This window comes from Scatolibacter rhodanostii (assembly GCF_900197595.1).
In the GTDB taxonomy this organism is placed as follows: Bacteria; Bacillota; Clostridia; order Oscillospirales; family Acutalibacteraceae; genus Scatolibacter; species Scatolibacter rhodanostii.
Window position 1 is genome coordinate 134,311 of record NZ_FZLO01000005.1, and the last position, 20,788, is coordinate 155,098.

Sequence of the window (20,788 nt, forward strand, 5' to 3'; positions counted from 1 at the left end):
ATGACTATGAAAATCATTGTGGACGCATTTGGCGGAGATAATGCACCGGGTGAAATACTCAAAGGTTGTGTGCAGGCAGCAGAAGAACTAGGCATTGAGATTCTTCTTTCTGGTAATCGTGCCAAAATTGAACAGGCGGCGAAAGAGCTGGAACTCACAGAGGCAATCGCTAAAATGGAGATTCTCGAGTGTGATGATGTCATCTCTATGCATGATGAGCCAACCAGTGTTATCAAAGAAAAAGCCAACAGTTCTATGGCCGTAGGACTCAAAGCATTGGCAGACGGCAAGGGAGATGCTTTTGCCAGTGCCGGAAACAGCGGTGCGCTTGTAGTTGGTTCGACTATGATTGTGAAGCGCATTAAAGGAATTAAAAGAGTGACATTTGCGCCGGTTATGCCCAAAAGCGAAGGCTTTTTCATGCTGTCTGACGGTGGCGCTAACGTAGATTGCCGCCCCATTATGTTGCTGCAATTTGCCCAAATGGGAACCGCCTATATGAAGCATGTTATGAAAGTGAAAAACCCGAGAGTGGGTCTTGTCAATGTTGGCGAAGAAGATCACAAGGGCGACGAATTGCGCATTGAAACCAACAAACTAATGAAAGAGGCAAAAGATATTAATTTTGTTGGCAATATAGAGGGTCGCGACGTGCCTCTTGACGGTGCGGATATTGTCATTGCCGACGGTTTTACTGGTAATGTGATTTTGAAGGTATATGAAGGTGTCGCTACAGCTGTTATGAGCAAAATTAAAGGTATTTTTACAAAAAGTTTGAAAAACAAGCTTGCTGCTGCTGCGGTTATGGGCGACATGAAAGAACTCAAGAAATCGATGGATTATCATGAACATGGCGGCGCTCCCATTATGGGTGCGACAAAACCTGTCTTTAAAATTCATGGTAGTGCGAAGGCAAAAACAGTTGCCAGTGCGCTGCGTTTGACAAAGAATTATGTAGAATCAGGTGTTATTGATATTATCGCAGAAACAGTTTCCAAAAAATCCGGAGGAGAAGATGAGACAGCTTGAGGAGTTCGAAGAAAAAATTGGTTATTCGTTTAAAGATAGAAGTCTGCTAAAAAAAGCATTGACTCATTCTTCTTATGCCAATGAACAAAGAGGAGAAGTGCAGAGCTATGAAAGACTGGAGTTCTTGGGGGATTCCATTTTAGGCTTTGTGACAGCGGAATACTTATTTAAGAACTATCCGAATTTGCCAGAGGGACGTTTGACCAAAAACAGAGCGTCTCTGGTTTGTGAACGCTCTCTCTGCGAATTTTCCAAACAGCTTGAAGTGGGCGATTTTCTCTTTCTCAGTCATGGTGAGCAGCATTCGGGCGGTCGGGAGCGGCCTAGTATTTTAGCGGATGTTTTTGAAGCGACCATTGCCGCTATTTACATTGACAGCTGTGATTTAGAGAAAGCCAAGGCATTTACGCTTCGCTTTATTGCACCGGCGGCTAAAAAGCAAACCGACAAGCCATTTAAAGATTACAAGACGATTCTGCAGGAAGTGATTCAGCAAAATCCACAAGAAAAGCTGGAATATGTTGTTGTGTCTGAAACCGGGCCTGACCATGATAAGCATTTTAAAGTTGAGGTTCACCTGAATAACAACATTATTGGACGAGGCGGCGGCAAAAGCAAAAAAGGCGCACAACAACAGGCCGCACGAGAAGCATTGGAGCTGATGGGCTATTAAACACGCTAATATTTCGCTGTTTGTGCCGCATGTTGGCTGTCCCTGTCATTGCAGTTTTTGTAATCAGCGTGAAATCACGGGACAAACCAATCTTATCTCGGGAGAAGATGTACACCATGCCGTTTTGCAGGCACAAGGGAGAATTGTGCAAGAACCTGAAAGTGTGGAAATTGCTTTTTTTGGGGGCAGTTTTACAGCGATTCGCAGAGAATATATGCTGTCACTGCTTGAAGCAGCTTATGAGGACGTAACTCGGTTTCGTTTAAAAGGAATTCGTGTTTCGACAAGACCTGACGCAATAAATGGAGAAATTCTGTCATTATTAAAGAAACACGGTGTCACAGCCATTGAACTGGGCGCACAGTCGCTGTCTAATGAGGTCTTGGTTGCCAATCGACGTGGACACACCGCCAAACAGGTGGAAGAAGCGGCTGTTATGATTCAGGAGTTTGGCTTTGAATTGGGTTTGCAGATGATGACGGGTCTTTATCAAGATACACCCGAAAAAGCTCTTGAAACAGCACAAAAAATAATCCAACTCAAACCGGATACCGTGCGCATTTATCCCACACTTCTGTTTAAGGATACCTATCTGTATGAGCTTTGGCAAAAGAATGAGTATACACCGCAGGGCTTAGAAGAAGCAGTGAAGCTTTGTGCCAAGTTAATTCCTACTTTTGAACAGGCCGAAATTAAAGTGATTCGGGTAGGACTGCATGCAGAAGGAGAAATGCAAAAAAAGTGTGTCGCTGGGCCGTTTCACCCTGCTTTTAAAGAGCTTTGCCTAAGTCAGATTTTCTATGAACGTCTTATAGCTGATTTACAGGAGAACCTTGTCAAAACAGGAGAAATCCAGTATACTATTAAGGTTAACCCTAAGTATTTGTCAGTGGCGGCAGGACAGAAAAAATCAAATGAGATAGATTTAAAAAAAGAAGGATTTACCGTTCAATTTGTGCAAGATTCTGCTGTGGCGGTGGGAGAGTATTTGCTTGAAACACAGCACAGCGAGTAGAAATAAAAAGGAAACCAATAAGATAAGGGGAGAAGCCATGCTTTTAAAATCTTTGGAACTGCAAGGATTTAAGACGTTTCCCGATAAAACAAAGCTGACGTTTGAAGAGGGAATCACCTCGGTTGTCGGTCCGAACGGAAGCGGAAAAAGCAATATCAGTGACGCTGTGCGTTGGGTTCTGGGGGAGCAATCCGTCAGAGTTTTGCGCTGCGCCAAAATGGAAGATGTCATTTTTAGCGGTACCCCCAAACGAAAAGCACAGGGATATGCCGAAGTGACGCTGAACATTGAGAATAAAAGCAGACGACTTCCGTTTGACAACGACAATGTGGCAATTACAAGACGATATTATCGCTCCGGCGAAAGTGAATATTTGGTCAACAAAACCATGGTGCGCCTAAAAGATATTAATGAGCTTTTTATGGACACCGGCTTGGGTCGTGACGGTTATTCAATTATCGGTCAAGGTAAGATTGACAGCATTGTGGGTGCCAAAAGTGAAGATAGACGTGAGATTTTTGAAGAAGCTTCAGGCATTTCGCGATTTCGCTACCGCAAAGAAGAATCAGAGCGGCGCTTGAAAAAAGCAGAAGAAAACCTGGTGCGTCTGCGTGACATTTTAACAGAATTAGAAGACCGTGTTGAACCTTTGCGTATACAAGCAGAAAAGGCAGAGCAGTTTATTCAGTGGGACGCTGAGAAAAAAGAACTTGAAATTGGCCTTTGGGTAGAAACCATTGACCGTTCGACTAAAGTGTTGCGTGAACATACAGAAAAAATCGCTGTAACAGAGAATCAATTTGCTGAAATTGTCAGCCGGTTAGAGGAATTAGAAGAGTCGATTGAGCAGCATACCAATGAAATGAATTTCTGCCATGCCAAGATGGAAGAAGAAAGAACCATGGCTTCGCAGCTTGATGAAAAAGCGTTGCGAACAGAAGGTGAAATTTCTGTTTTTGAAAACGATACGCACCACGCAGAAGAAAATATCGAGAGACTAAAATCTCAAATTGAATTGACTGAGAACTCTGAACAAGATATTCAGAATGAGATTGCGGTGAAAAGAGAGCAAATTCGCCTGAAATTAGCAGAAGTAGAAGCAAGTCGTCAGCAACTCGATTCTTTCAATCAAAAGATGACAGCACTGCGTGAAAATGCTGATAATTCTACCAAAGAGATTGAAAAAACAGCCCAAGAACTTGCCCGTTTGCACGCAGAAGCAGCAGAAGAAAAAATTAAACAATCCTCCGCTCTGTCATCGGTTCAAGAGGTTGAACTTCGTGCGGGTGCAGTTGATGAAAATATAGCGCAGAATGCCGAAAAAACAGCAACCTTGTCCGTTGAGGTGCAGGAGCTTACGGCTATGCTGGCAGAAAACGAATTGGCGGCAGACCGAACCCGTAATGCGCTGAAAGGCCATGAACTGCGTGTGAATTCACGTAGACAAAAGCTGGAAACTGTCAAAGCTGAATGCGACAAACGAATGCTTGACGCCAGTGAACAAGAAAGGCGGGCAAAGCTGCTTGCTGACTTAGAGAAAAACTTAGAGGGTTTTGCGCAGAGTGTTAAGGCTGTCATGAAAGAAAGTGAGAGAGGCATACTCAAAGGCGTGCATGGTCCAGTTACCAAACTGATTCACGTGCAAAAAGAATATGCCGTTGCACTGGAAACCGCCTTGGGCGCCGCTATGCAGAATATCGTGGTAGAGACAGAAGGGGACGCCAAGGCTGCCATTCGTTTCTTAAAGCAAAAAGGAATTGGACGAGCTACTTTTTTGCCGCGAACGGTAATTAAAGGAAACCGAGCGAATCCCGCTGAAGTCTCCTCTATGCCCGGTTTTGTCGGTGTGGCAACTGAGCTTTGCGAGTGTGATAAACCGTTTGAGGGCATTAGAGATTCCCTTTTAGGACGTGTGTTGGTGGCAGAGGATTTAGACAGTGCGGTCGAAATCGCCAAACGAATTCAATATCGTTACCGCATAGTGAGTTTGGATGGACAAGTTGTGAATGCCGGCGGTTCGCTGACAGGCGGTGCTAACGTGCGTAATTCCGGACTTTTGAGCCGCAATGCGGAAATTGAAAGAATCACACAGAAAGCAAAAGAACTGCGTGAACAGGTCTTACAAGCACAGCAAGATTATCAGCAGAAGCAGCAGGATTTTGCTGCTTGCCAAGCAGATTGGGAGAGTGCCAAGGCCGAGCTGGTTTCTTTGCAGGAGGAACATATTAAGATTGCTTCTGAACAGAACCGCGCAACAAGGGATTTGGAACAGCTTAAGCTAGACTGCCAAAATTTGCTGAGCGAAAAAGAGAATGCGGGCGGTCGTTTGGCTACGTTGCATTTGATAGCAGAAACGGCAGCAACTGAAATAGCAAAAATTGAAAAACAGCTGCAAACTTTGCAAGAAGAATCAGAAAAATTGAGCCATAGCCGTGAAGAATTTCAGCAACGTTCCGAAGATATTTCAGCGGCTATCCAGCAAATTAAGTTAGGCGAAATGTCGGCTCTTAAAGATAAAGAAGCACTTGAAGAAACAGTAGAGCAACTCAAACTTCGCAAAAATCAGAGTGGAAGCGCCGTGGTGGCCTTACAAGAAGAAATTCGCCTGACTGAAGAAAAGATTACTGAAATTCAGGAGCTGATTGAGCAGAAAAAGCAAGAAACACAAGACTTGCGAGAGCAAGCACAAATAAAACGTGTTTCTGTTGCAGAGATACTCAGCAAGCGAGCAGAATTAGAACGTCAGCTTTCACAGTTACGCCAAGAAGAAAAATCAGCTTCTTCTCAGCGTGAAAATGTGGGACAAGAGCTGGCAAGGTTGCAAGAGAGAAAAAGCAATTTGCAGAATGAATATGACTCTGTTGTACGAAAACTGTGGGAAGAATATGAGCTAACCAAGCGTGAAGCGGAAGAGCTTGGCGCCAAGATTGAAGATATCTCTAAAGCACAAATTCGCTTGCAGCAGCTAAAAAGCAATATCAAGTCATTGGGTGCTGTCAATGTGGCAGCTGTGGTTGAATATAAAGAAGTAGCCGAGCGCTATACTTTCCTCAAAGAGCAGGTGACCGATGTTGAAACTTCGAAAGCAGAGTTGTTGAAATTAATCGGCGATTTAATTCGACAAATGCAAGAACAGTTTGCGGTTCGCTTTGCAGAAATCAACCGTAATTTTGGACAGATTTTCAAAGAGCTTTTCGGTGGAGGCAGTGCACAACTTTCCTTTACAGATGAAAGTGATATTCTTAATTCAGGTATTGAAATTAAAGTTCATCCGCCGGGTAAAATTGTCACGCACATTGAATCGCTTTCTGGTGGAGAAAAAGCACTGGTTGCCATTTCTATCTATTTTGCGATTATGAAGGTCAGCCCACCGCCGTTCTGTGTACTCGATGAAATTGAAGCGGCACTGGATGATGTCAACGTTTCAAGGTTTGCTCAATATCTGCGCCGCATGAGTGCAAATACGCAGTTTATAACCATTACACACCGTCGAGGTACGATGGAAGGTTCTGATATGCTGTATGGTGTCACCATGCAGGATCAGGGAATATCGAAGCTGTTGTCACTTAAGACAGATGCTGATTTGGATACATATGCGGGCTAAAAAAGATGATTTTTATGAGAATAGATTGATAGATGAAGATAGAGAAAACCCGCTTTGTGCGAAAGGATGGTTGTGAATGGGCTTTTTTGATAAGATAAAGGAAGGTCTGAAAAAGACAAGAGAAAGCGTTAGCGGACAAATTCAAAGCATGCTCAATTCTTTCACAAAAATTGATGAAGAGTTGTTTGAAGAGCTAGAAGAACTTCTGGTTATGGGTGATGTTGGCGTGACGACTTCACAGCATATTTGTGAAATGTTGAGAAAAAAAATCAAAGAAAAGGGTATTACCGACCCAGCTTTGATTATGGATGAGCTAAAAGCAGTCGTAGCGGAAATGCTTTCAGGTGACTGTGAGTTGAAACTTGGCACAAAGCCGTCTGTGATTTTGGTGATTGGCGTCAATGGTGTGGGTAAAACGACATCCATAGGCAAAATAGCGGCGCGCTTGAAAGCAGAGGGGAAATCTGTTTTGCTGGGTGCTGCCGACACCTTTCGTGCAGCAGCCATTGAACAGCTTGAAGTTTGGGCAGAGCGAGCCGATGTTCCTATTATCAGTCGCCCCGAGGGTTCAGATCCGGCTTCGGTTGTGTTTGATACGATAACCGCAGCAAAAGCTCGTCATGCGGATGTAGTGATTTGTGACACAGCAGGCAGACTGCACAACAAAAAACATTTGATGGACGAGCTTGCTAAAATTGCACGAATTATTGACAGAGAATTGCCTGGTTGTGATAAAGAGGTTCTGTTGGTAGTGGATGCTGCAACCGGACAAAATGCTGTGAATCAAGCAAAACAATTTAAAGAAGCGGCCGATATCACTGGTATTATTCTTACTAAGCTAGATGGCACAGCAAAAGGCGGTGTAGTTCTGCCAATTCGTGAAGACTTAGATTTGCCCGTGAAATTTGTGGGTGTTGGTGAACAAGTCGATGACTTACAGCCGTTTATACCCGAAGATTTTGCAGAGGGGTTGTTTGCCCGTGACAGTTCTAACAAGGAGAACCCGTAATGAAATTAGTGATTGCGACACATAATCAACATAAAGTAGAAGAATTTCAGCGTATCTTGGCTCCTTTAGGGGTTGAAATTGTGACGGCCGATATCAGCGAACCAATTGAGGACGGTATAACCTTTGCCGAGAATGCCAAAATAAAAGCAGAGAGTGCGTGCAAAGAAACAAGTATGCCTGCAGTGGCAGATGATTCAGGCATATGTGTTGATGCGCTTGACGGAGCACCGGGCGTGTATTCGGCACGATACGGCGGCGAGGGGCTCGATGATGTGGGCCGACTTGAACTGCTCCTTGCGAATATGGAAGATGTCCCTGCCGAGAATAGACAGGCGCATTTTACGAGTGCCATTTGCTGTGTATTCCCAAATGGTGATGTGATAGAGGCCGAGGGAAAATGCTTTGGTACAATTGCCCATGAAGCAGACGGTGAGGGCGGTTTTGGCTATGACCCCATTTTTATGCAAGAGGGCTTGTCCTTTGGTAGACTTTCTCCGGCAGAGAAAGATAAAAGAAGCCATAGAGGTAAATCTCTTCGAGAGTTTGCCGTAAAATTAAATGATTATTTAAATCAAGAACAGAGGTAACTATGCTGACAAGCAAACAAAGAGCATTTCTGCGCTCACTGGCGGTTAATGCAGATACAATTTTAATGGTGGGAAAAAACGGAATCAGTGATGACTTAATTCAACAGGCAGGCGATGCTTTGGTGAAAAGAGAACTAATTAAAGGGAAAGTGTTGACCGAAACAAGCCCCATTTCACCTAGAGAAGCGGCAGAAAAAATTGCAGATGCCACCAAAAGTGAAGTTGTACAAGTCATTGGTTCTAAATTCTGCTTATATAAGAGAAACCATAAAGAGCCTAAAATCATTTTGCCTAAACAATCACGAAAATGAGATTAGGAGTATATGGAGGGACGTTCAATCCCATTCATGCTGGCCATGTTCATGTGATACAAGAATTTATAAAACGTTTAGATTTGCAAAAGCTTTTGCTGATTCCCACAGGAACACCGCCTCATAAAGAAGTGAAAGATTTAGCTTCTGCAAAAGACCGTTTGGCTATGTGTGAACTGGCAGTGGCTGAACTATCACAGGCAGAAGTCAGCGATATTGAAATCAAGCGGCAGGGTCGCAGCTATACGGCGGATACACTGGCATTTGTGCAGGATAAATATCCGGACGCCCAGATTTTTTTGCTGATGGGGGAAGATATGTTTCTGACGTTGCAGAATTGGCGCCGAGCTGATGAAATTATGAAGCTTGCCAATATTGTCGTGGCACCCAGAAGCCATAGTATCCAAAAAATCAAGCAGCATAAGTTGATATTGGAAACAGAATATGCGGCGAGAGTGCTCATTGAAGAGATTCCGTATTTGTCGATCTCTTCCACACAAATTCGAGAGAATAGAAAGCGGAGCAAGGATATTCAAAGTCTGGTTCCGCAGACAGTGGCAGAGTATATAGAAGAAAATCATATTTATAGCTAGTGTTTTAAGTTTTACGCAAGAAAGAAAATGACAAGTGGCAGAAAAGCAATGGTAGGAATGGGGGAAAGCAAGCATGATTTCTGTTAAAGAGTGTGAAAAGTTGATTCGCCCAAAATTGAGTGATGCTAGATTTTATCATAGCCAGTGTGTTTCGAAAGAAGCGGCCAAACTGGCAAAGCAATATGGTGCCGATGTGAACAAAGCAGAAATCGCCGGCATACTTCATGATATCTGCAAAGAAACGCCTATTGAAGAACAGTTGAAAATAATAGAGCGTTTTGGTATAATGATGCAAGAAACAGAGAAAAAAACGCATAAGCTCTATCATGCTATCAGTGGCGCTGCGTATGTCAAGCATATCATCGGTATTGAAGATGGTGATATTATTGAGGCAATTCGCTGGCATACAAGCGGCAAAAAGAATATGAGTCTCCTAGAAAAAGTCGTTTTTGTTGCTGATTTTAACTCTGCTGACCGTGACTATCCTGGCGTTGAAGAAATGCGCAGGCTTGCAAAAATCAGCTTGGAAGATGCTATGCTTTACGGTTTTGCGTTTACCATTGCAGAGCTGACAAAAAAAGGAGTTTTGCTCGATTTAAACACGGCAGAAGCGTATAACGACATTGTATTATGTTTGAATGAGAGAAAAGAGAGGGTGTAAATATGGCATCTTGGGAAATGGCAAAACAGGCTGCACAAATTCTATATGATAAAAAGGCAGAAGATATTAACATTGTGAAAATAGATTCTATTTCAAGTTTGGCAGATTATTTTTTAATCGCAACCGGCACAAGCAACACACACGTGAAAGCTTTGGCAGACGAGCTGGAAGTCAAGCTCAAAGAAGAAGGCCTTATGGCTATGGGTGTGGAAGGCTATCGTTCTAACTCATGGATTTTATTGGATTATGCAGAGGTTGTGGTGCATATCTTTACCCCTGAGGGTCGGGATTTTTACGATTTAGACCGACTTTGGAGAGATGGCACAAAAATGGAACTTGATTTTTTGAAGTAAGAAACAATGACCTGCTTTACCAAGCAGGTTTTCCCTATATTGTGAGAAAGGTCTGATATCATGAAATACGATCATAAATCTGCTGAATCAAAGTGGCAGAAAAAATGGAGCGAAACCGGTGTTTTTGAGGCTTCTAACCATTCTGAAAAGCCAAAATTTTATGCCTTGGTAGAGTTCCCTTATCCCTCCGGTCAGGGCTTGCACGTAGGACATCCCCGTCCTTACACGGCTTTGGACGTTGTTTCCAGAAAACGCCGTATGCAGGGTTATAATGTCCTTTTCCCCATGGGTTGGGACTCTTTTGGCCTACCCGCTGAGAACTATGCCATAAAAAATCACGTGCATCCGGCAGAATTTACTAACCAAAATATTACTCGTTTCAAGAAACAAATTCAATCTTTGGGTATGTCTTTTGATTGGAGCCGTGAAATTGCCACGACAGATCCTGACTATTATAAGTGGACACAGTGGATTTTCATTCAGCTTTTCAAAAATGGCCTTGCTTACAAAAAAGAAATGAATGTTAACTGGTGTACCTCATGCAAGTGTGTTTTGGCAAATGAAGAAGTGGTGAATGGTGTTTGCGAGCGCTGCGGCAGTGAGGTTGTGCATAAAAATAAATCACAGTGGATGCTGAAGATTACGGAATATGCCGAGCGTCTTATCAATGATTTGGATGATCTTGATTACCCAGAGCGTGTTAAAACACAGCAGAAAAACTGGATTGGCAGATCAACAGGCGCTGAGGTTGATTTCAAGACCACTGAGGGTGACTTGCTGACAGTTTACACGACACGTCCTGATACACTCTATGGGGCAACGTATATGGTCGTTTCGCCGGAACATCCTTACCTTGAAAAATGGGCCGATAAGTTGCAAAATATGGATGCTATTCATGCCTATCAAGAAGAAGCGGCTAAGAAATCTGACTTTGAGCGAACAGAAGTTGCCAAAGATAAAACAGGTGTGCGCCTTGAAGGTGTCAAAGCGATTAATCCATTAACGGGCAAAGAAATCCCCATTTTTATTTCAGACTATGTGCTGGTTTCTTATGGAACAGGCGCCATTATGGCGGTTCCGGGACACGATACTCGTGACTGGGAATTTGCTAAGAAATTTGACTTGCCGATTATTGAAGTAGTAGCTGGCGGCGAAGTAGAAAAAGAAGCCTTTACCGATTGCGGTACTGGTATTATGGTCAATTCTGGTATTTTAAATGACCTATCGGTGGAAGAAGCAAAGAAGAAAATCACCGAGCATCTTGAAAAAGAGGGAATCGGCCACAGCAAGGTGAATTATAAATTGCGTGATTGGGTATTCTCCCGTCAGCGTTATTGGGGCGAACCGATTCCGATGGTTTATTGCGAAACCTGCGGTTGGGTGCCGCTTGAGGAGCATGATTTGCCCTTAAGATTGCCTAATGTGGAATCCTATGAACCGACCGATACCGGTGAATCTCCACTTGCCAAAATGACGGATTGGATTGATACCAGCTGCCCAAAATGCGGCGGAAAAGCGACCAGAGAAACTGACACTATGCCGCAGTGGGCAGGTTCTTCTTGGTACTTCTTGCGCTATATGGACCCACACAACAGTGAGGCTTTGGCTTCTAAAGAAGCACTTGATTATTGGTCACCCATTGACTGGTATAATGGAGGCATGGAGCACACCACGCTTCACTTGTTATATAGCCGTTTTTGGCACAAATTCCTGTATGACATTGGAGTGGTGCCGACCAAAGAACCCTATGCCAAACGCACAAGCCACGGCATGATTTTAGGCGAGAATGGCGAAAAGATGAGTAAATCCAGAGGCAACGTTATCAACCCCGATGACATTGTAGAAGAATATGGCGCTGATACCATGCGACTCTATGAAATGTTTATCGGTGACTTTGAAAAGGCTGCCCCATGGAGCAGTGATGGCATTAAAGGTTGCCGTCGATTTGTTGATCGCTACTGGAATTTACAGAATATTCTGACAGATGGTGACTCCATTCGTCCTGAGCTTGAAAGTGCTTTTCACAAGGCTTTCAAAAAGGTTGATGAAGACGTTGAAAACCTCAAATTCAACACCGGTATTGCTGCTTTGATGAGTCTTTTAAATGATATTTATGCAGTTGGAACGATTACAAAGACAGAGCTTGCCGCGTTTAGTATTATGTTGAATATTTACGCGCCTCATGTTTCAGAAGAAGTTTGGGCGAAAAATCAACTGGGCAGTGGACTAGTCGCTGAACAATCTTGGCCTGTTTATGATGCAAGCAAATGTGTCGAATCAACAATTGAGATTGTGGCGCAGATTAACGGTAAAGTACGTGCAAAGTTGACGGTGGCTGCTGATATCACCAAAGAAGATGCACTGGCATTAACCAAAGCTGACGCTAAAATTGCACCGACACTAGAAGGTAAGACAGTTGTCAAAGAAATTTATGTTCCAGGTAAACTGGTCAATATAGTTGTAAGATAATCGCTAATAGATAAAAAATTTGCTTATTTAAAAAGCCAACCTTTTATAATGTAAAGGTTGGCTTTTTAGTTTTCTATAAGATGCAAATATAGAGAAAAAGTAGTAGATAAGAAATAAAAAAGAGTGAGCTTTATCTAAGCACACTCTTCTAATCTGCTAATAAGTAAACGGAAATCTAGATCATAAAGCTTTTTGCATATGAATATGAGGGCAATCTTCTTCTAAGAAAACTTCACCTACTGATGTGTAACCGCATTTTTCATAAAAGCCCTGTGCCTGCGTTTGAGAAGCTAAGATAATGGACTCTCCGTTATCTTCTGCAATTGCTTTTTCAGCAAGCTCCATTACTTTTTTGCCAAGTCCTTGTCCACGAAAAGTATTTAGGACAGCAACTCTGCCAATTGTATATTGATTGCTGTTTGCTTTCTTGAAATAGCGACAAGTTGCAGCCGGCAAATTATTGATATAGAGAACAATATGTTTGGCTGCATTATCGGTCTCGTCAAACTCTTCAACAAAACCTTGCTCAGAAACAAAAACTTCTTTGCGAATCATAATAGAATCATCTGTGGGTTTGCCAGTGATTGTATGCATAAAACACCTCTTTGTGCCAGAACGACAACAATTTAATTCTAACTTTATCATTCTTTGAAAGAGAAAGGTGTACGAGAATCAAACCAAAGTTTTATAATTCAAATCTTCACAATCAAAAGAACAGATAGTAGAAATTTTTTCAAAATGAGATTACTCATTGAACCTCAAAATCAGTCGATTTATAACCAATTTAAGGCTTTTTAATCGATATCTATTAACTATAAAATAGTATCACACCCCTAACTGCTTGTCAAGATGAAGAAAATGGATGAACTATATTTTTCGAAAATGTTGAGTTGTTATTTTGCTTGTAGAAAGCGAACCGAGCGATTAAATCAAATTAGAAAAATAGAGGATATGTCTTGCAACCTAAAACAACTCATGATAAGATTAATGCATATTGCGAGGGCCAAGTTATTGGATGGAAAAAGTGAGAATTAAATCGGTAGCTTTGTCTTTCTAGGCAAACTGTGGCAATCCTTTGAGACGAGATTTAGTAAACCAAAAGGAGCAAAAGAATGGGCATTAAATTTTATGAGGCTGAAAAAGTGTTTAAGCTAGACACGAAAAATACCAGTTATGTCATTGGTATTGTAGACACAGAGAATTTTGTCGGACATGTTTATTATGGCAAAAGAGTGGAAGACAGTGATTTGCAGTATTTACTGCGTATTAGTGAAGCACCTTTTGTACCAAGCCAAAACAATCGTGACCGACTAAGTTTTTATGATAGTTTTCCAATGGAATATTCCACACATGGAGTAGGCGATTTTCGCGAAGATTCTATAGCCGTCGAAACTTTGTCAGGGCATAAAGGACTGCAGTTGGGATATGTCAGCCACAAAATTTATGCAGGCAAGTCCGTTCTGCAAGGTCTGCCCTCTACTTTTGGCGACGAATCTAACTGCGAAACATTAGAACTCTATTGTGAAGATAAAGTGCTGGGCCTAGAGGTTGTGCTAGTTTATAGCATTTTTAATGATGTTGATGCTGTGACAAGAAGTGTACGTGTCAATAATCATGGTTCAGAAGCAATTTATCTAACAAAAGTACTTTCTTCTTGTATAGATATGGATAACCGTGACTTTGATTTGATTACACTACACGGCTCTTGGGCAAGAGAGCGCCATATTCAAAGAAGAAAGATTGGCTATGGTAAACAGGGTGTGGCTTCTTTAAGAGGAGAATCAGGCCATCAGGAAAATCCATTTATGGCATTGACAACAGCAAATGCTTCTCAAGAAGAAGGAGAAGTGTATGGCTTTAATCTGGTGTACTCAGGCAATCATCATACGTTGGCAGAAGTGAATCAACATGGCACTGTGCGTGCTGTAATTGGTATCAATCCAGTTGATTTCAAATGGAAACTGGAGAAAGAATGTTCTTTTCAAGCTCCTGAAGCTGTTTTGGTTTATTCAAGTGAAGGAATTGGCGGCATGAGCCGGAATTTCCATGACTTATATCGAAATCACTTGATTCGAGGCGAATATAAAGATAAAAAGCGGCCTATTTTAATCAATAACTGGGAAGCTACGTACTTCAACTTTGACACAGAAAAATTGCTGAGTATTGCTAGAGAAGCATCTTCTTTGGGTATCGAAATGTTAGTCATGGATGATGGCTGGTTTGGTCACAGAAGCGATGATAATAGAGCGTTGGGAGATTGGACGGTTAATGAAGAGAAAATTGCCGGTGGTCTAAAATATTTGGTGGATGAAGTCAATAAACTGAATATGAAATTTGGAATTTGGTTTGAACCTGAGATGATTTCACCAGATTCTAATCTTTACCGTGCTCATCCAGACTGGGCAATTGCTATTCCGAACAGAACAGCAGGCTTAGCGCGTAATCAATATGTATTAGACTTTTCTAGAAAAGAAGTAATTGACTATATTTATGAGAGTGTTGCCACTGTTTTGCGCAGTGCCAATATTGAGTATGTCAAATGGGATATGAACAGACCGCTTAGCGATATTGGCGGAGTGGAGTTGCCAGCTGATAGACAGGGCGAATTGTTCCATCGCTACGTTTTAGGCGTTTATGAGCTGCAAGAAAGAATGACCAAAGAATTTCCGCATATTTTGTTGGAAAACTGCTCTGGTGGTGGTGCCCGTTTTGACCCCGGAATGCTTTATTACAGCCCACAAATTTGGACTTCGGATGATACGGATGCCATTGAGAGATTGTCAATTCAAGAGGGTACAGCTATGGTTTATCCGCTGTCTGCAATGGGAGCACATGTCAGCGATTGCCCGAATCATACGGTTGGCAGAGTAACCCCATTTGAAACCAGAGGCTATGTAGCTTTGGCTGGAACATTTGGCTATGAGCTTGATGTCACAAGAATACCGGCAGAAGATAGAGCTATGATTCCAGAACAGGTTGAGATGTATCACCGATATAATGATTTGGTGCGCGAGGGTGACTATTATCGCTTAGCTTCATACGGCGAAAACCACAATCATGATTGTTGGCAGGTTGTTTCTAAGGATAAGACCAAAGCTTTGGTGACCTATATTCAGGTTATGGCGCAGCCGAATACAAGAGGAAGAATCCTCCGCCTAAAAGGTCTTGACGAGCAAAAATCTTATAGATTGTCAGTAAACGACAAGACTTATAAAGGCAGTACCCTCATGAATGCCGGCATTTTATTAGAAAAAATGCAGGGTGACTTCAAAGGCAAACTGATTTATCTTGAGAGCGTATAAGATTGTAGAAAAGACTTTGCCAAGAAGATGAAGAGTTAGATTAACTTTGTCTTTAAAAAAAATATAAATATTTTATAAAGGAATTAAAGATAAAATATGAAACTTGTGTCCTATAATATGACATAAATTGACAAAATTTACAGCTGATGGTATAATCAATTATGGGAGTTGCTATTTAGCTGTGAAAGAATAAGTTTATTGCGCAAAATCATTTACTTAGAGCTAAAAGTAGATGGATAAAAAACTTTTCATATTCAAAGTGGGGTATGCATTCTCGCATTCCTCACTTTTGTTTTTATAGAGGTTTTCAGTATCATTTGAATGTATGAATAAGTCTTTGGTTAAATAAGAATTATAAGAGAATGATACGGTTAAACGAAAGATTAACTTCCAGATTTTTGCCTAGTTGCTACGGCAGAGTACACAATAAACGATACAGAATTATCAGAGGAGGTTGCAAAATTGAAGAATAAATTTATTTTTGATTTTGACGGTACATTGATGGATTCTATGTATGTGTGGGATACAGTTGATTATGAATTTTTGGAATATGTAGGAGTTCCTAAATCTGAAATTCCAGATAACCTTCCAGAAGTCTTTAAAGCAAAAAGTTTGTGGGAGGCAGCCGAATATTTTATTGACACTTTTCACATTGCGATGCGTCCGGAGTTGGTTTGCAGTAAAATCAACGACTTAATAGAAGAAAAATACCGTTTTGAAATCGAACCTAAGCCAGGAGTGATTGCATTCCTGGAAAAACACAAAGATAAAGAGATGTGCATTGCTACGGCTACCGATCAATATTTAGTAGAATATGCCTTGAGAAGAACAGGATTGGGCAAATATTTCTCCTTTATCATTACATCGGTCGAAGTGGGCAACAGCAAACGAGAGCCAGACATATTTTTACAGGCTGCCGAAAGACTGAATGCAAAAATTGAAGATTGCATTATTTTTGAGGATTCTCCTCATGCACTGCAAACGGCAAAATTAGCTGGGTTTTATACAGTGGCTGTAAAAGATGAAAGCTTTTTGACAGAAGAAGAAACGATTAGGCGAAATTCCAATCAATATGTTTCAGACTTAAATGAGGTAATATTTTCTTGATTGCCATAGAACGAAAAGAAGCAGCTGTCTAGTATTAATCCAGACAGCTGCTTTTTTATATTATTTATTTTTTAGCTAATTAAATCAAGTTTTTTTCAAGAGAGGAGAGAACCGTGTCATAGTCAGCTTCGCTCACCAGTAAAGAGATTTCTACCTCAGAGGTGGTAATCAAACGGATATCAGCGTCAGTATCGGCAATGGCTGCGAACACACGGGCAGCAATGCCCGGAGTATGTCGCATAATTTCATCATGAATGGAGATTTTATGATTCACACTGCTTACAATCACATTAATACCCAATTGCTTTTTGAGTTCTGAAGTAAAGGCCAACATTTCAACCAAGTCTTCGTCAGAAATGGAGAAAGAAAGACCGGTCGAGGCACCATGAGTAGGAGCCATCGAAATCATATCAATATTGATGTGATAGGACGCAATTTTTGCCAATATATCAGAAACAGATTTAATGTTTGCCGGAAAACCTTGCAGGGTGACCAATGTGATATTAGCGGTTGCTGTGATGGTAGCAGACATGATAATCATTCCTTTCTTAACTGTATCCAAAGAAGTGGTGGCTAATTTTGACTACTAGAGAAGCTATGAAATACAAAAGACAAAGCAAAGAAGCTTACACTAAATCAGACATGTCATAAAGACCAGCCGGTTTATGATTCATAAAGATGGCGGCATTGACGGCACCAGAAGCAAATAGCTCTTTCGACTGTGCTGAATGGCTAAGAGAAAGTGTTTCGTGACGTCCGGCAAAGATAACTTCATGCTCACCCACAATGGTGCCGCCGCGGATAGCGTGCAAGCCAATTTCACTTTTGTCACGTTTCATGCGGCGAGAATGACGGTCATAGGTATATTTCATCTCGTTATTTCGAGTATCATTAATGGCGTCAGCAATCATCAAAGCAGTGCCGCTCGGAGCATCAATTTTTTGGTTATGGTGCTTTTCAATGATTTCCACATCAAAATCATCACCTAAAATAAGCTCTGCTTTTTTGGCAAGTTCAATGAGCAGGTTGATACCCAACGACATATTTCGGGAATAAAATAAAGGTAGGGTAGCAGCTGCTTTTTGAATTTCAGCAACTTGTTCATCACTATAACCGGTGGTGCATAATACGGCAGCGATGTTCCGTGTTTTGCAGTAGTCAAGAATAAACGGCAGTGATGACGGATGAGAAAAGTCAATGATAGCGTCAGCTGATTCGGCAATAGAAGCGATTTCGTGATAAACAGGGAAGTCCGTGTTTTCGCATACATTGACGTCCACTCCAGCGACAATTTGACAGTCTTGCCGTTCGTTGACTAAAGCTTGAATGGTTCTGCCCATTTTGCCACCGCAGCCATATAAAATTATATTAATCATAGTGTCCTCCGATTTTACATTCCCCGTACATCAGGCATTAGATTAAGCCGTGTTTTTGCAGTAAAGCCTGCATCTTTGCGTGATTGGCATCGGTCATAGAAGTCAACGGCATTCGGCAGGGGCCGCAGACAAGACCCATTTGGTTCATGGCATCTTTAATCGCAATGGGATTGACATCCATGAAGAAACCGTCCATTAAATCAAGATATTCATTGGAGAGTGCTCTGGCAGCAGCAAGGTCGCCATCTAAAGCGGCTTGTGCCAAATTGTGCATTTCTTTAGGCAGCGCATTGGCAAAAACAGAGATGATTCCCAAACCACCCATAGCGATAATGGGTAGAGTCATATTATCTTCACCGCTGTATACATGCAGATTGTTGCCGCAAAGTGAAATGGTGTGAGCAAGAGCTCCAGCGTTGCCGTTTGCTTCTTTTGTAGCTACAATGTAGGGGTTTTTAGAAATTTCCAGATAAGTTTCAGGCAAAATATTAAGACCGGTACGACTAGGCACATTATAAACAATTGCCGGAATTTTTGCTTCGTTTGCAATGTAATTATAATGCTCAACCAAGCCTTTTTGTGAGGTTTTATTGTAATAAGGAGTAATGAGCAAAATACCATCTGCACCAAGTTCTTTGGCATGCACAGAAAGCTCAACTGCTGTGCGGGTATCGTTGCTGCCTGTTCCGGCAATCACAGGGATACGTCCGGCAACCTTGTCGATGATGAAGCCGATGACATCTAAATGTTCTTTTTCGGTCATGGTAGAGGATTCGCCTGTAGTGCCGCAAGCAATGATAGCATCTGTTTTATTTTCAATCTGAAATTCAATCAGCTTTTCAAGTTCCTCATAATTTATATTCCTGTTTTCGTCAAAGGGTGTTACAAGAGCAACACCTGAGCCTGTAAATAGAATCTCTTTCATTGTGTAGACTCCTTTGTTAAAGAATAAAATGGTAATCCTATTTCCTCGTTACAAAAGAAAATAGGATTTTAAACAAAATTAGTGGATTCGAGTGGTTTTCAGATTGGTTTAGTCAAAAAAACCTTTTTTGCAGAGAAGTTCTGCCATTAAGACCGCACCGCCGGCTGCGCCACGAAGTGTGTTGTGGGCCATGCAGACAAATTTATAGTCATATTGTGAATCAGCACGCAGTCTGCCGATAGAAACTGCCATACCATTTTCAAGGTTACGGTCAAGTCTAGTCTGCGGGCGGTTCTCTTCTTCAAAATAATGCAAGAAGTTCTTAGGTGCACTGGGAAGCTCTAATTCTTGTGCGGGGCCTTTAAAGTTCTTCCAGCGTTCAATAATCTCTTCTTTAGAGATTTTGTTCTCTAAAGACATAAAGACAGCAGCCATATGTCCGTCAGCAACAGGAACACGGAAACATTGAGCGGTGATGTTTGGAGAAGTAGCATTGACGATTTTGCCGTCTACGACTTTACCCCAAATTTTGAGTGGCTCTTGCTCTGATTTTTCTTCTTCGCCGCCGATAAACGGAATCACGTTGTCGACGATTTCAGGGTAAGTTTCAAATGTCTTGCCGGCACCTGAAATAGCCTGATAGGTACAAGCCAAAGCTTTTGTAACACCTAAATCCATGAGGGGATGAAGAGCAGGAACATAGCTCTGTAAAGAACAGTTACATTTGACAGAGATAAATCCTCTTTTTGTGCCAAGGCGTTTTCTCTGTGCTTCAATAACATCAGTATGATCAGCGTTAATTTCAGGAATAATCATAGGAACATCATCTGTACCACGGAAAGCGCTGTTGTTGGATACAACTGGACATTCAGCTTTTGCATAGGCAGTCTCAAGCTTTTTGATTTCATCTTTGCCCATATTAACGGCGCAGAAAACAAAGTCAACTTTTGAGACGATTTCATCAATATCTTTTTCAGCATCATAAATTTTCATATCATTCATGGCCGCAGGAACTGCCTCAGGCATAAACCAACGTCCTTGGATTGCTTCATGGTAGGGTTTTCCGGCAGAACGTCCACTGGCGGCTAAAGCTGTGACGTGAAACCACGGGTGATTCTCAAGGAGCAGCATAAAACGCTGACCAACCATTCCTGTGCAGCCGATAATACCAACATTATACTTTTTATTCATTTTAATCAATCCTTTCTTAAGGGGGTTATTGAAATCATAGTTTGTTAAGGGTTTTAGAAAAAGGAGATCAGTAAGTAAAGGGTATGCAAATCAAATTAATCATAAAACATTTCTTTATACTACCTGTGTTCTTCTTACCCAAATTACCCAGAACAATTTGCTTTCAAAAAACCAATTTATCCGCATAGTATGCGAGGGATGAAATTCATATTGCTTGCGCAAAACGAAAGCTTAATGCGGCCAAACAATATGTTTTAGAAGGCTAGTTAAAAAAATCATGCCTCCCAATAGTAGGTAGAAAAAAACCGGCTTGAAAACCGGGTGTCAATCACATATAATAGAAATGTCGTGTTATAGACTTATTTTCAAAAAACACGAATAGCACTCCATCAACATGATGACAGTTGCAAAGCTTTCGCTGTTGCACCCAGAGAATATGCGCCAAATATACTCTTCGGCGGCTTGCCTTTTCAAAAATCTTCACAGGTTTGGGCAACCTCCGATAATTTACTCGTGAAAACCGCGCCTCTATTTCTAACATTAATCATACCCTAGTTTGCTAGGATTGTCAATTTTTTTTGAG

The 20,788-nt window shown here is 41.6% G+C and carries 18 protein-coding genes and 1 riboswitch; of the genes, 13 read left to right on the forward strand and 5 right to left on the reverse strand.

Annotated elements, in window-relative coordinates:
• The first annotated feature begins 6 nt into the window (after positions 1–6).
• The 11 genes from plsX to leuS all read left to right on the forward strand — a co-directional run bounded on the left by plsX (position 7) and on the right by leuS (position 12,304).
• Positions 7–1,029: a phosphate acyltransferase PlsX gene (gene plsX / locus CS931_RS10565; protein WP_099205756.1), complete on the forward strand. Its 1,023-nt coding sequence runs from the start codon at positions 7–9 to the stop codon at positions 1,027–1,029.
• The gene (rnc, locus tag CS931_RS10570; protein WP_099205757.1) at positions 1,016–1,702 is read left to right on the forward strand and encodes a ribonuclease III; all 687 of its coding nucleotides are present in this window, start codon (positions 1,016–1,018) and stop codon (positions 1,700–1,702) included. Before plsX ends, rnc begins: the two co-directional genes overlap by 14 nt.
• Before the next feature lie 22 nt (positions 1,703–1,724).
• Positions 1,725–2,717, forward strand: coding sequence for an elongator complex protein 3 (locus CS931_RS10575; protein ID WP_242964975.1), 993 nt, complete (start codon positions 1,725–1,727; stop codon positions 2,715–2,717).
• Between the two features lie 37 nt (positions 2,718–2,754).
• Positions 2,755–6,321: a chromosome segregation protein SMC gene (gene smc, locus CS931_RS10580; RefSeq protein ID WP_099205853.1), complete on the forward strand. Its 3,567-nt coding sequence runs from the start codon at positions 2,755–2,757 to the stop codon at positions 6,319–6,321.
• 76 nt (positions 6,322–6,397) lie between these two features.
• Entirely contained in the window at positions 6,398–7,330 is a 933-nt protein-coding gene (gene ftsY / locus CS931_RS10585; RefSeq protein ID WP_099205759.1) for a signal recognition particle-docking protein FtsY, read from the forward strand.
• A complete protein-coding gene (gene rdgB / locus CS931_RS10590) occupies positions 7,330–7,917 on the forward strand; it encodes an RdgB/HAM1 family non-canonical purine NTP pyrophosphatase (protein ID WP_099205760.1) in 588 nt (195 codons plus the stop codon). Before ftsY ends, rdgB begins: the two co-directional genes overlap by 1 nt.
• A gap of 2 nt (positions 7,918–7,919) precedes the next feature.
• A complete protein-coding gene (locus CS931_RS10595) occupies positions 7,920–8,228 on the forward strand; it encodes a YhbY family RNA-binding protein (protein ID WP_099205761.1) in 309 nt (102 codons plus the stop codon).
• Positions 8,225–8,821: a nicotinate (nicotinamide) nucleotide adenylyltransferase gene (gene nadD, locus CS931_RS10600; RefSeq protein WP_099205762.1), complete on the forward strand. Its 597-nt coding sequence runs from the start codon at positions 8,225–8,227 to the stop codon at positions 8,819–8,821. The genes CS931_RS10595 and nadD overlap by 4 nt, the downstream gene beginning before the upstream one ends.
• Before the next feature lie 73 nt (positions 8,822–8,894).
• Positions 8,895–9,482, forward strand: coding sequence for a bis(5'-nucleosyl)-tetraphosphatase (symmetrical) YqeK (gene yqeK / locus CS931_RS10605; RefSeq protein ID WP_242964976.1), 588 nt, complete (start codon positions 8,895–8,897; stop codon positions 9,480–9,482).
• 2 nt (positions 9,483–9,484) lie between these two features.
• On the forward strand, positions 9,485–9,835 hold the full coding sequence (rsfS, locus tag CS931_RS10610; RefSeq protein WP_099205763.1) for a ribosome silencing factor: 351 nt from the start codon (positions 9,485–9,487) through the stop codon (positions 9,833–9,835).
• Positions 9,836–9,895: 60 nt separating this feature from the next.
• Positions 9,896–12,304, forward strand: a complete 2,409-nt coding sequence (gene leuS, locus CS931_RS10615; protein ID WP_099205764.1) for a leucine--tRNA ligase — start codon at positions 9,896–9,898, stop codon at positions 12,302–12,304.
• Between the two features lie 180 nt (positions 12,305–12,484).
• On the opposite strand, the gene CS931_RS10620 is transcribed toward leuS, so the two are convergent.
• Complete coding sequence (locus CS931_RS10620) at positions 12,485–12,898, reverse strand: GNAT family N-acetyltransferase (RefSeq protein WP_099205765.1); 414 nt, start codon at positions 12,896–12,898, stop codon at positions 12,485–12,487.
• A 518-nt stretch (positions 12,899–13,416) separates the two neighbouring features.
• On the opposite strand from CS931_RS10620, the gene CS931_RS10625 reads away from it, so the two are divergent.
• Together CS931_RS10625 and CS931_RS10630 are read left to right on the forward strand one after the other, a co-directional pair.
• Positions 13,417–15,606 carry an alpha-galactosidase gene (locus CS931_RS10625; RefSeq protein ID WP_099205766.1) on the forward strand — a complete coding sequence of 730 codons (2,190 nt, stop codon included), beginning with the start codon at positions 13,417–13,419 and terminating at the stop codon, positions 15,604–15,606.
• Positions 15,607–16,068: 462 nt separating this feature from the next.
• Positions 16,069–16,713, forward strand: a complete 645-nt coding sequence (locus CS931_RS10630) for an HAD family hydrolase (RefSeq protein WP_099205767.1) — start codon at positions 16,069–16,071, stop codon at positions 16,711–16,713.
• A 79-nt stretch (positions 16,714–16,792) separates the two neighbouring features.
• Here CS931_RS10630 and CS931_RS10635 read toward each other — a convergent pair whose 3' ends face one another.
• From CS931_RS10635 to asd, 4 genes are all read right to left on the reverse strand, one after another.
• Complete coding sequence (locus CS931_RS10635; RefSeq protein ID WP_242964977.1) at positions 16,793–17,245, reverse strand: ACT domain-containing protein; 453 nt, start codon at positions 17,243–17,245, stop codon at positions 16,793–16,795.
• A gap of 94 nt (positions 17,246–17,339) precedes the next feature.
• Entirely contained in the window at positions 17,340–18,089 is a 750-nt protein-coding gene (dapB, locus tag CS931_RS10640; RefSeq protein ID WP_099205768.1) for a 4-hydroxy-tetrahydrodipicolinate reductase, read from the reverse strand.
• A 37-nt stretch (positions 18,090–18,126) separates the two neighbouring features.
• A complete protein-coding gene (gene dapA, locus CS931_RS10645) occupies positions 18,127–19,014 on the reverse strand; it encodes a 4-hydroxy-tetrahydrodipicolinate synthase (protein WP_099205769.1) in 888 nt (295 codons plus the stop codon).
• 108 nt (positions 19,015–19,122) lie between these two features.
• Positions 19,123–20,205 carry an aspartate-semialdehyde dehydrogenase gene (gene asd, locus CS931_RS10650; RefSeq protein ID WP_099205770.1) on the reverse strand — a complete coding sequence of 361 codons (1,083 nt, stop codon included), beginning with the start codon at positions 20,203–20,205 and terminating at the stop codon, positions 19,123–19,125.
• A 371-nt stretch (positions 20,206–20,576) separates the two neighbouring features.
• Positions 20,577–20,744: riboswitch (Lysine riboswitch) on the reverse strand.
• Positions 20,745–20,788 lie beyond the last annotated feature (44 nt).

Bases quoted from the DNA above. Each gene is read 5' to 3' on its own strand.
- ftsY (WP_099205759.1), top strand. From the start codon at position 6,398: ATGGGCTTTTTTGATAAGATAAAGGAAGGTCTGAAAAAGACAAGAGAA.
- asd (WP_099205770.1), bottom strand. From the start codon at position 20,205: ATGAATAAAAAGTATAATGTTGGTATTATCGGCTGCACAGGAATGGTT.
- smc (WP_099205853.1), top strand. From the start codon at position 2,755: ATGCTTTTAAAATCTTTGGAACTGCAAGGATTTAAGACGTTTCCCGAT.
- rdgB (WP_099205760.1), top strand. From the start codon at position 7,330: ATGAAATTAGTGATTGCGACACATAATCAACATAAAGTAGAAGAATTT.
- dapB (WP_099205768.1), bottom strand. From the start codon at position 18,089: ATGATTAATATAATTTTATATGGCTGCGGTGGCAAAATGGGCAGAACC.
- rsfS (WP_099205763.1), top strand. From the start codon at position 9,485: ATGGCATCTTGGGAAATGGCAAAACAGGCTGCACAAATTCTATATGAT.
- CS931_RS10625 (WP_099205766.1), top strand. From the start codon at position 13,417: ATGGGCATTAAATTTTATGAGGCTGAAAAAGTGTTTAAGCTAGACACG.
- CS931_RS10620 (WP_099205765.1), bottom strand. From the start codon at position 12,898: ATGCATACAATCACTGGCAAACCCACAGATGATTCTATTATGATTCGC.
- leuS (WP_099205764.1), top strand. From the start codon at position 9,896: ATGAAATACGATCATAAATCTGCTGAATCAAAGTGGCAGAAAAAATGG.
- CS931_RS10595 (WP_099205761.1), top strand. From the start codon at position 7,920: ATGCTGACAAGCAAACAAAGAGCATTTCTGCGCTCACTGGCGGTTAAT.
- dapA (WP_099205769.1), bottom strand. From the start codon at position 19,014: ATGAAAGAGATTCTATTTACAGGCTCAGGTGTTGCTCTTGTAACACCC.
- plsX (WP_099205756.1), top strand. From the start codon at position 7: ATGAAAATCATTGTGGACGCATTTGGCGGAGATAATGCACCGGGTGAA.
- yqeK (WP_242964976.1), top strand. From the start codon at position 8,895: ATGATTTCTGTTAAAGAGTGTGAAAAGTTGATTCGCCCAAAATTGAGT.
- CS931_RS10635 (WP_242964977.1), bottom strand. From the start codon at position 17,245: ATGTCTGCTACCATCACAGCAACCGCTAATATCACATTGGTCACCCTG.
- nadD (WP_099205762.1), top strand. From the start codon at position 8,225: ATGAGATTAGGAGTATATGGAGGGACGTTCAATCCCATTCATGCTGGC.
- rnc (WP_099205757.1), top strand. From the start codon at position 1,016: ATGAGACAGCTTGAGGAGTTCGAAGAAAAAATTGGTTATTCGTTTAAA.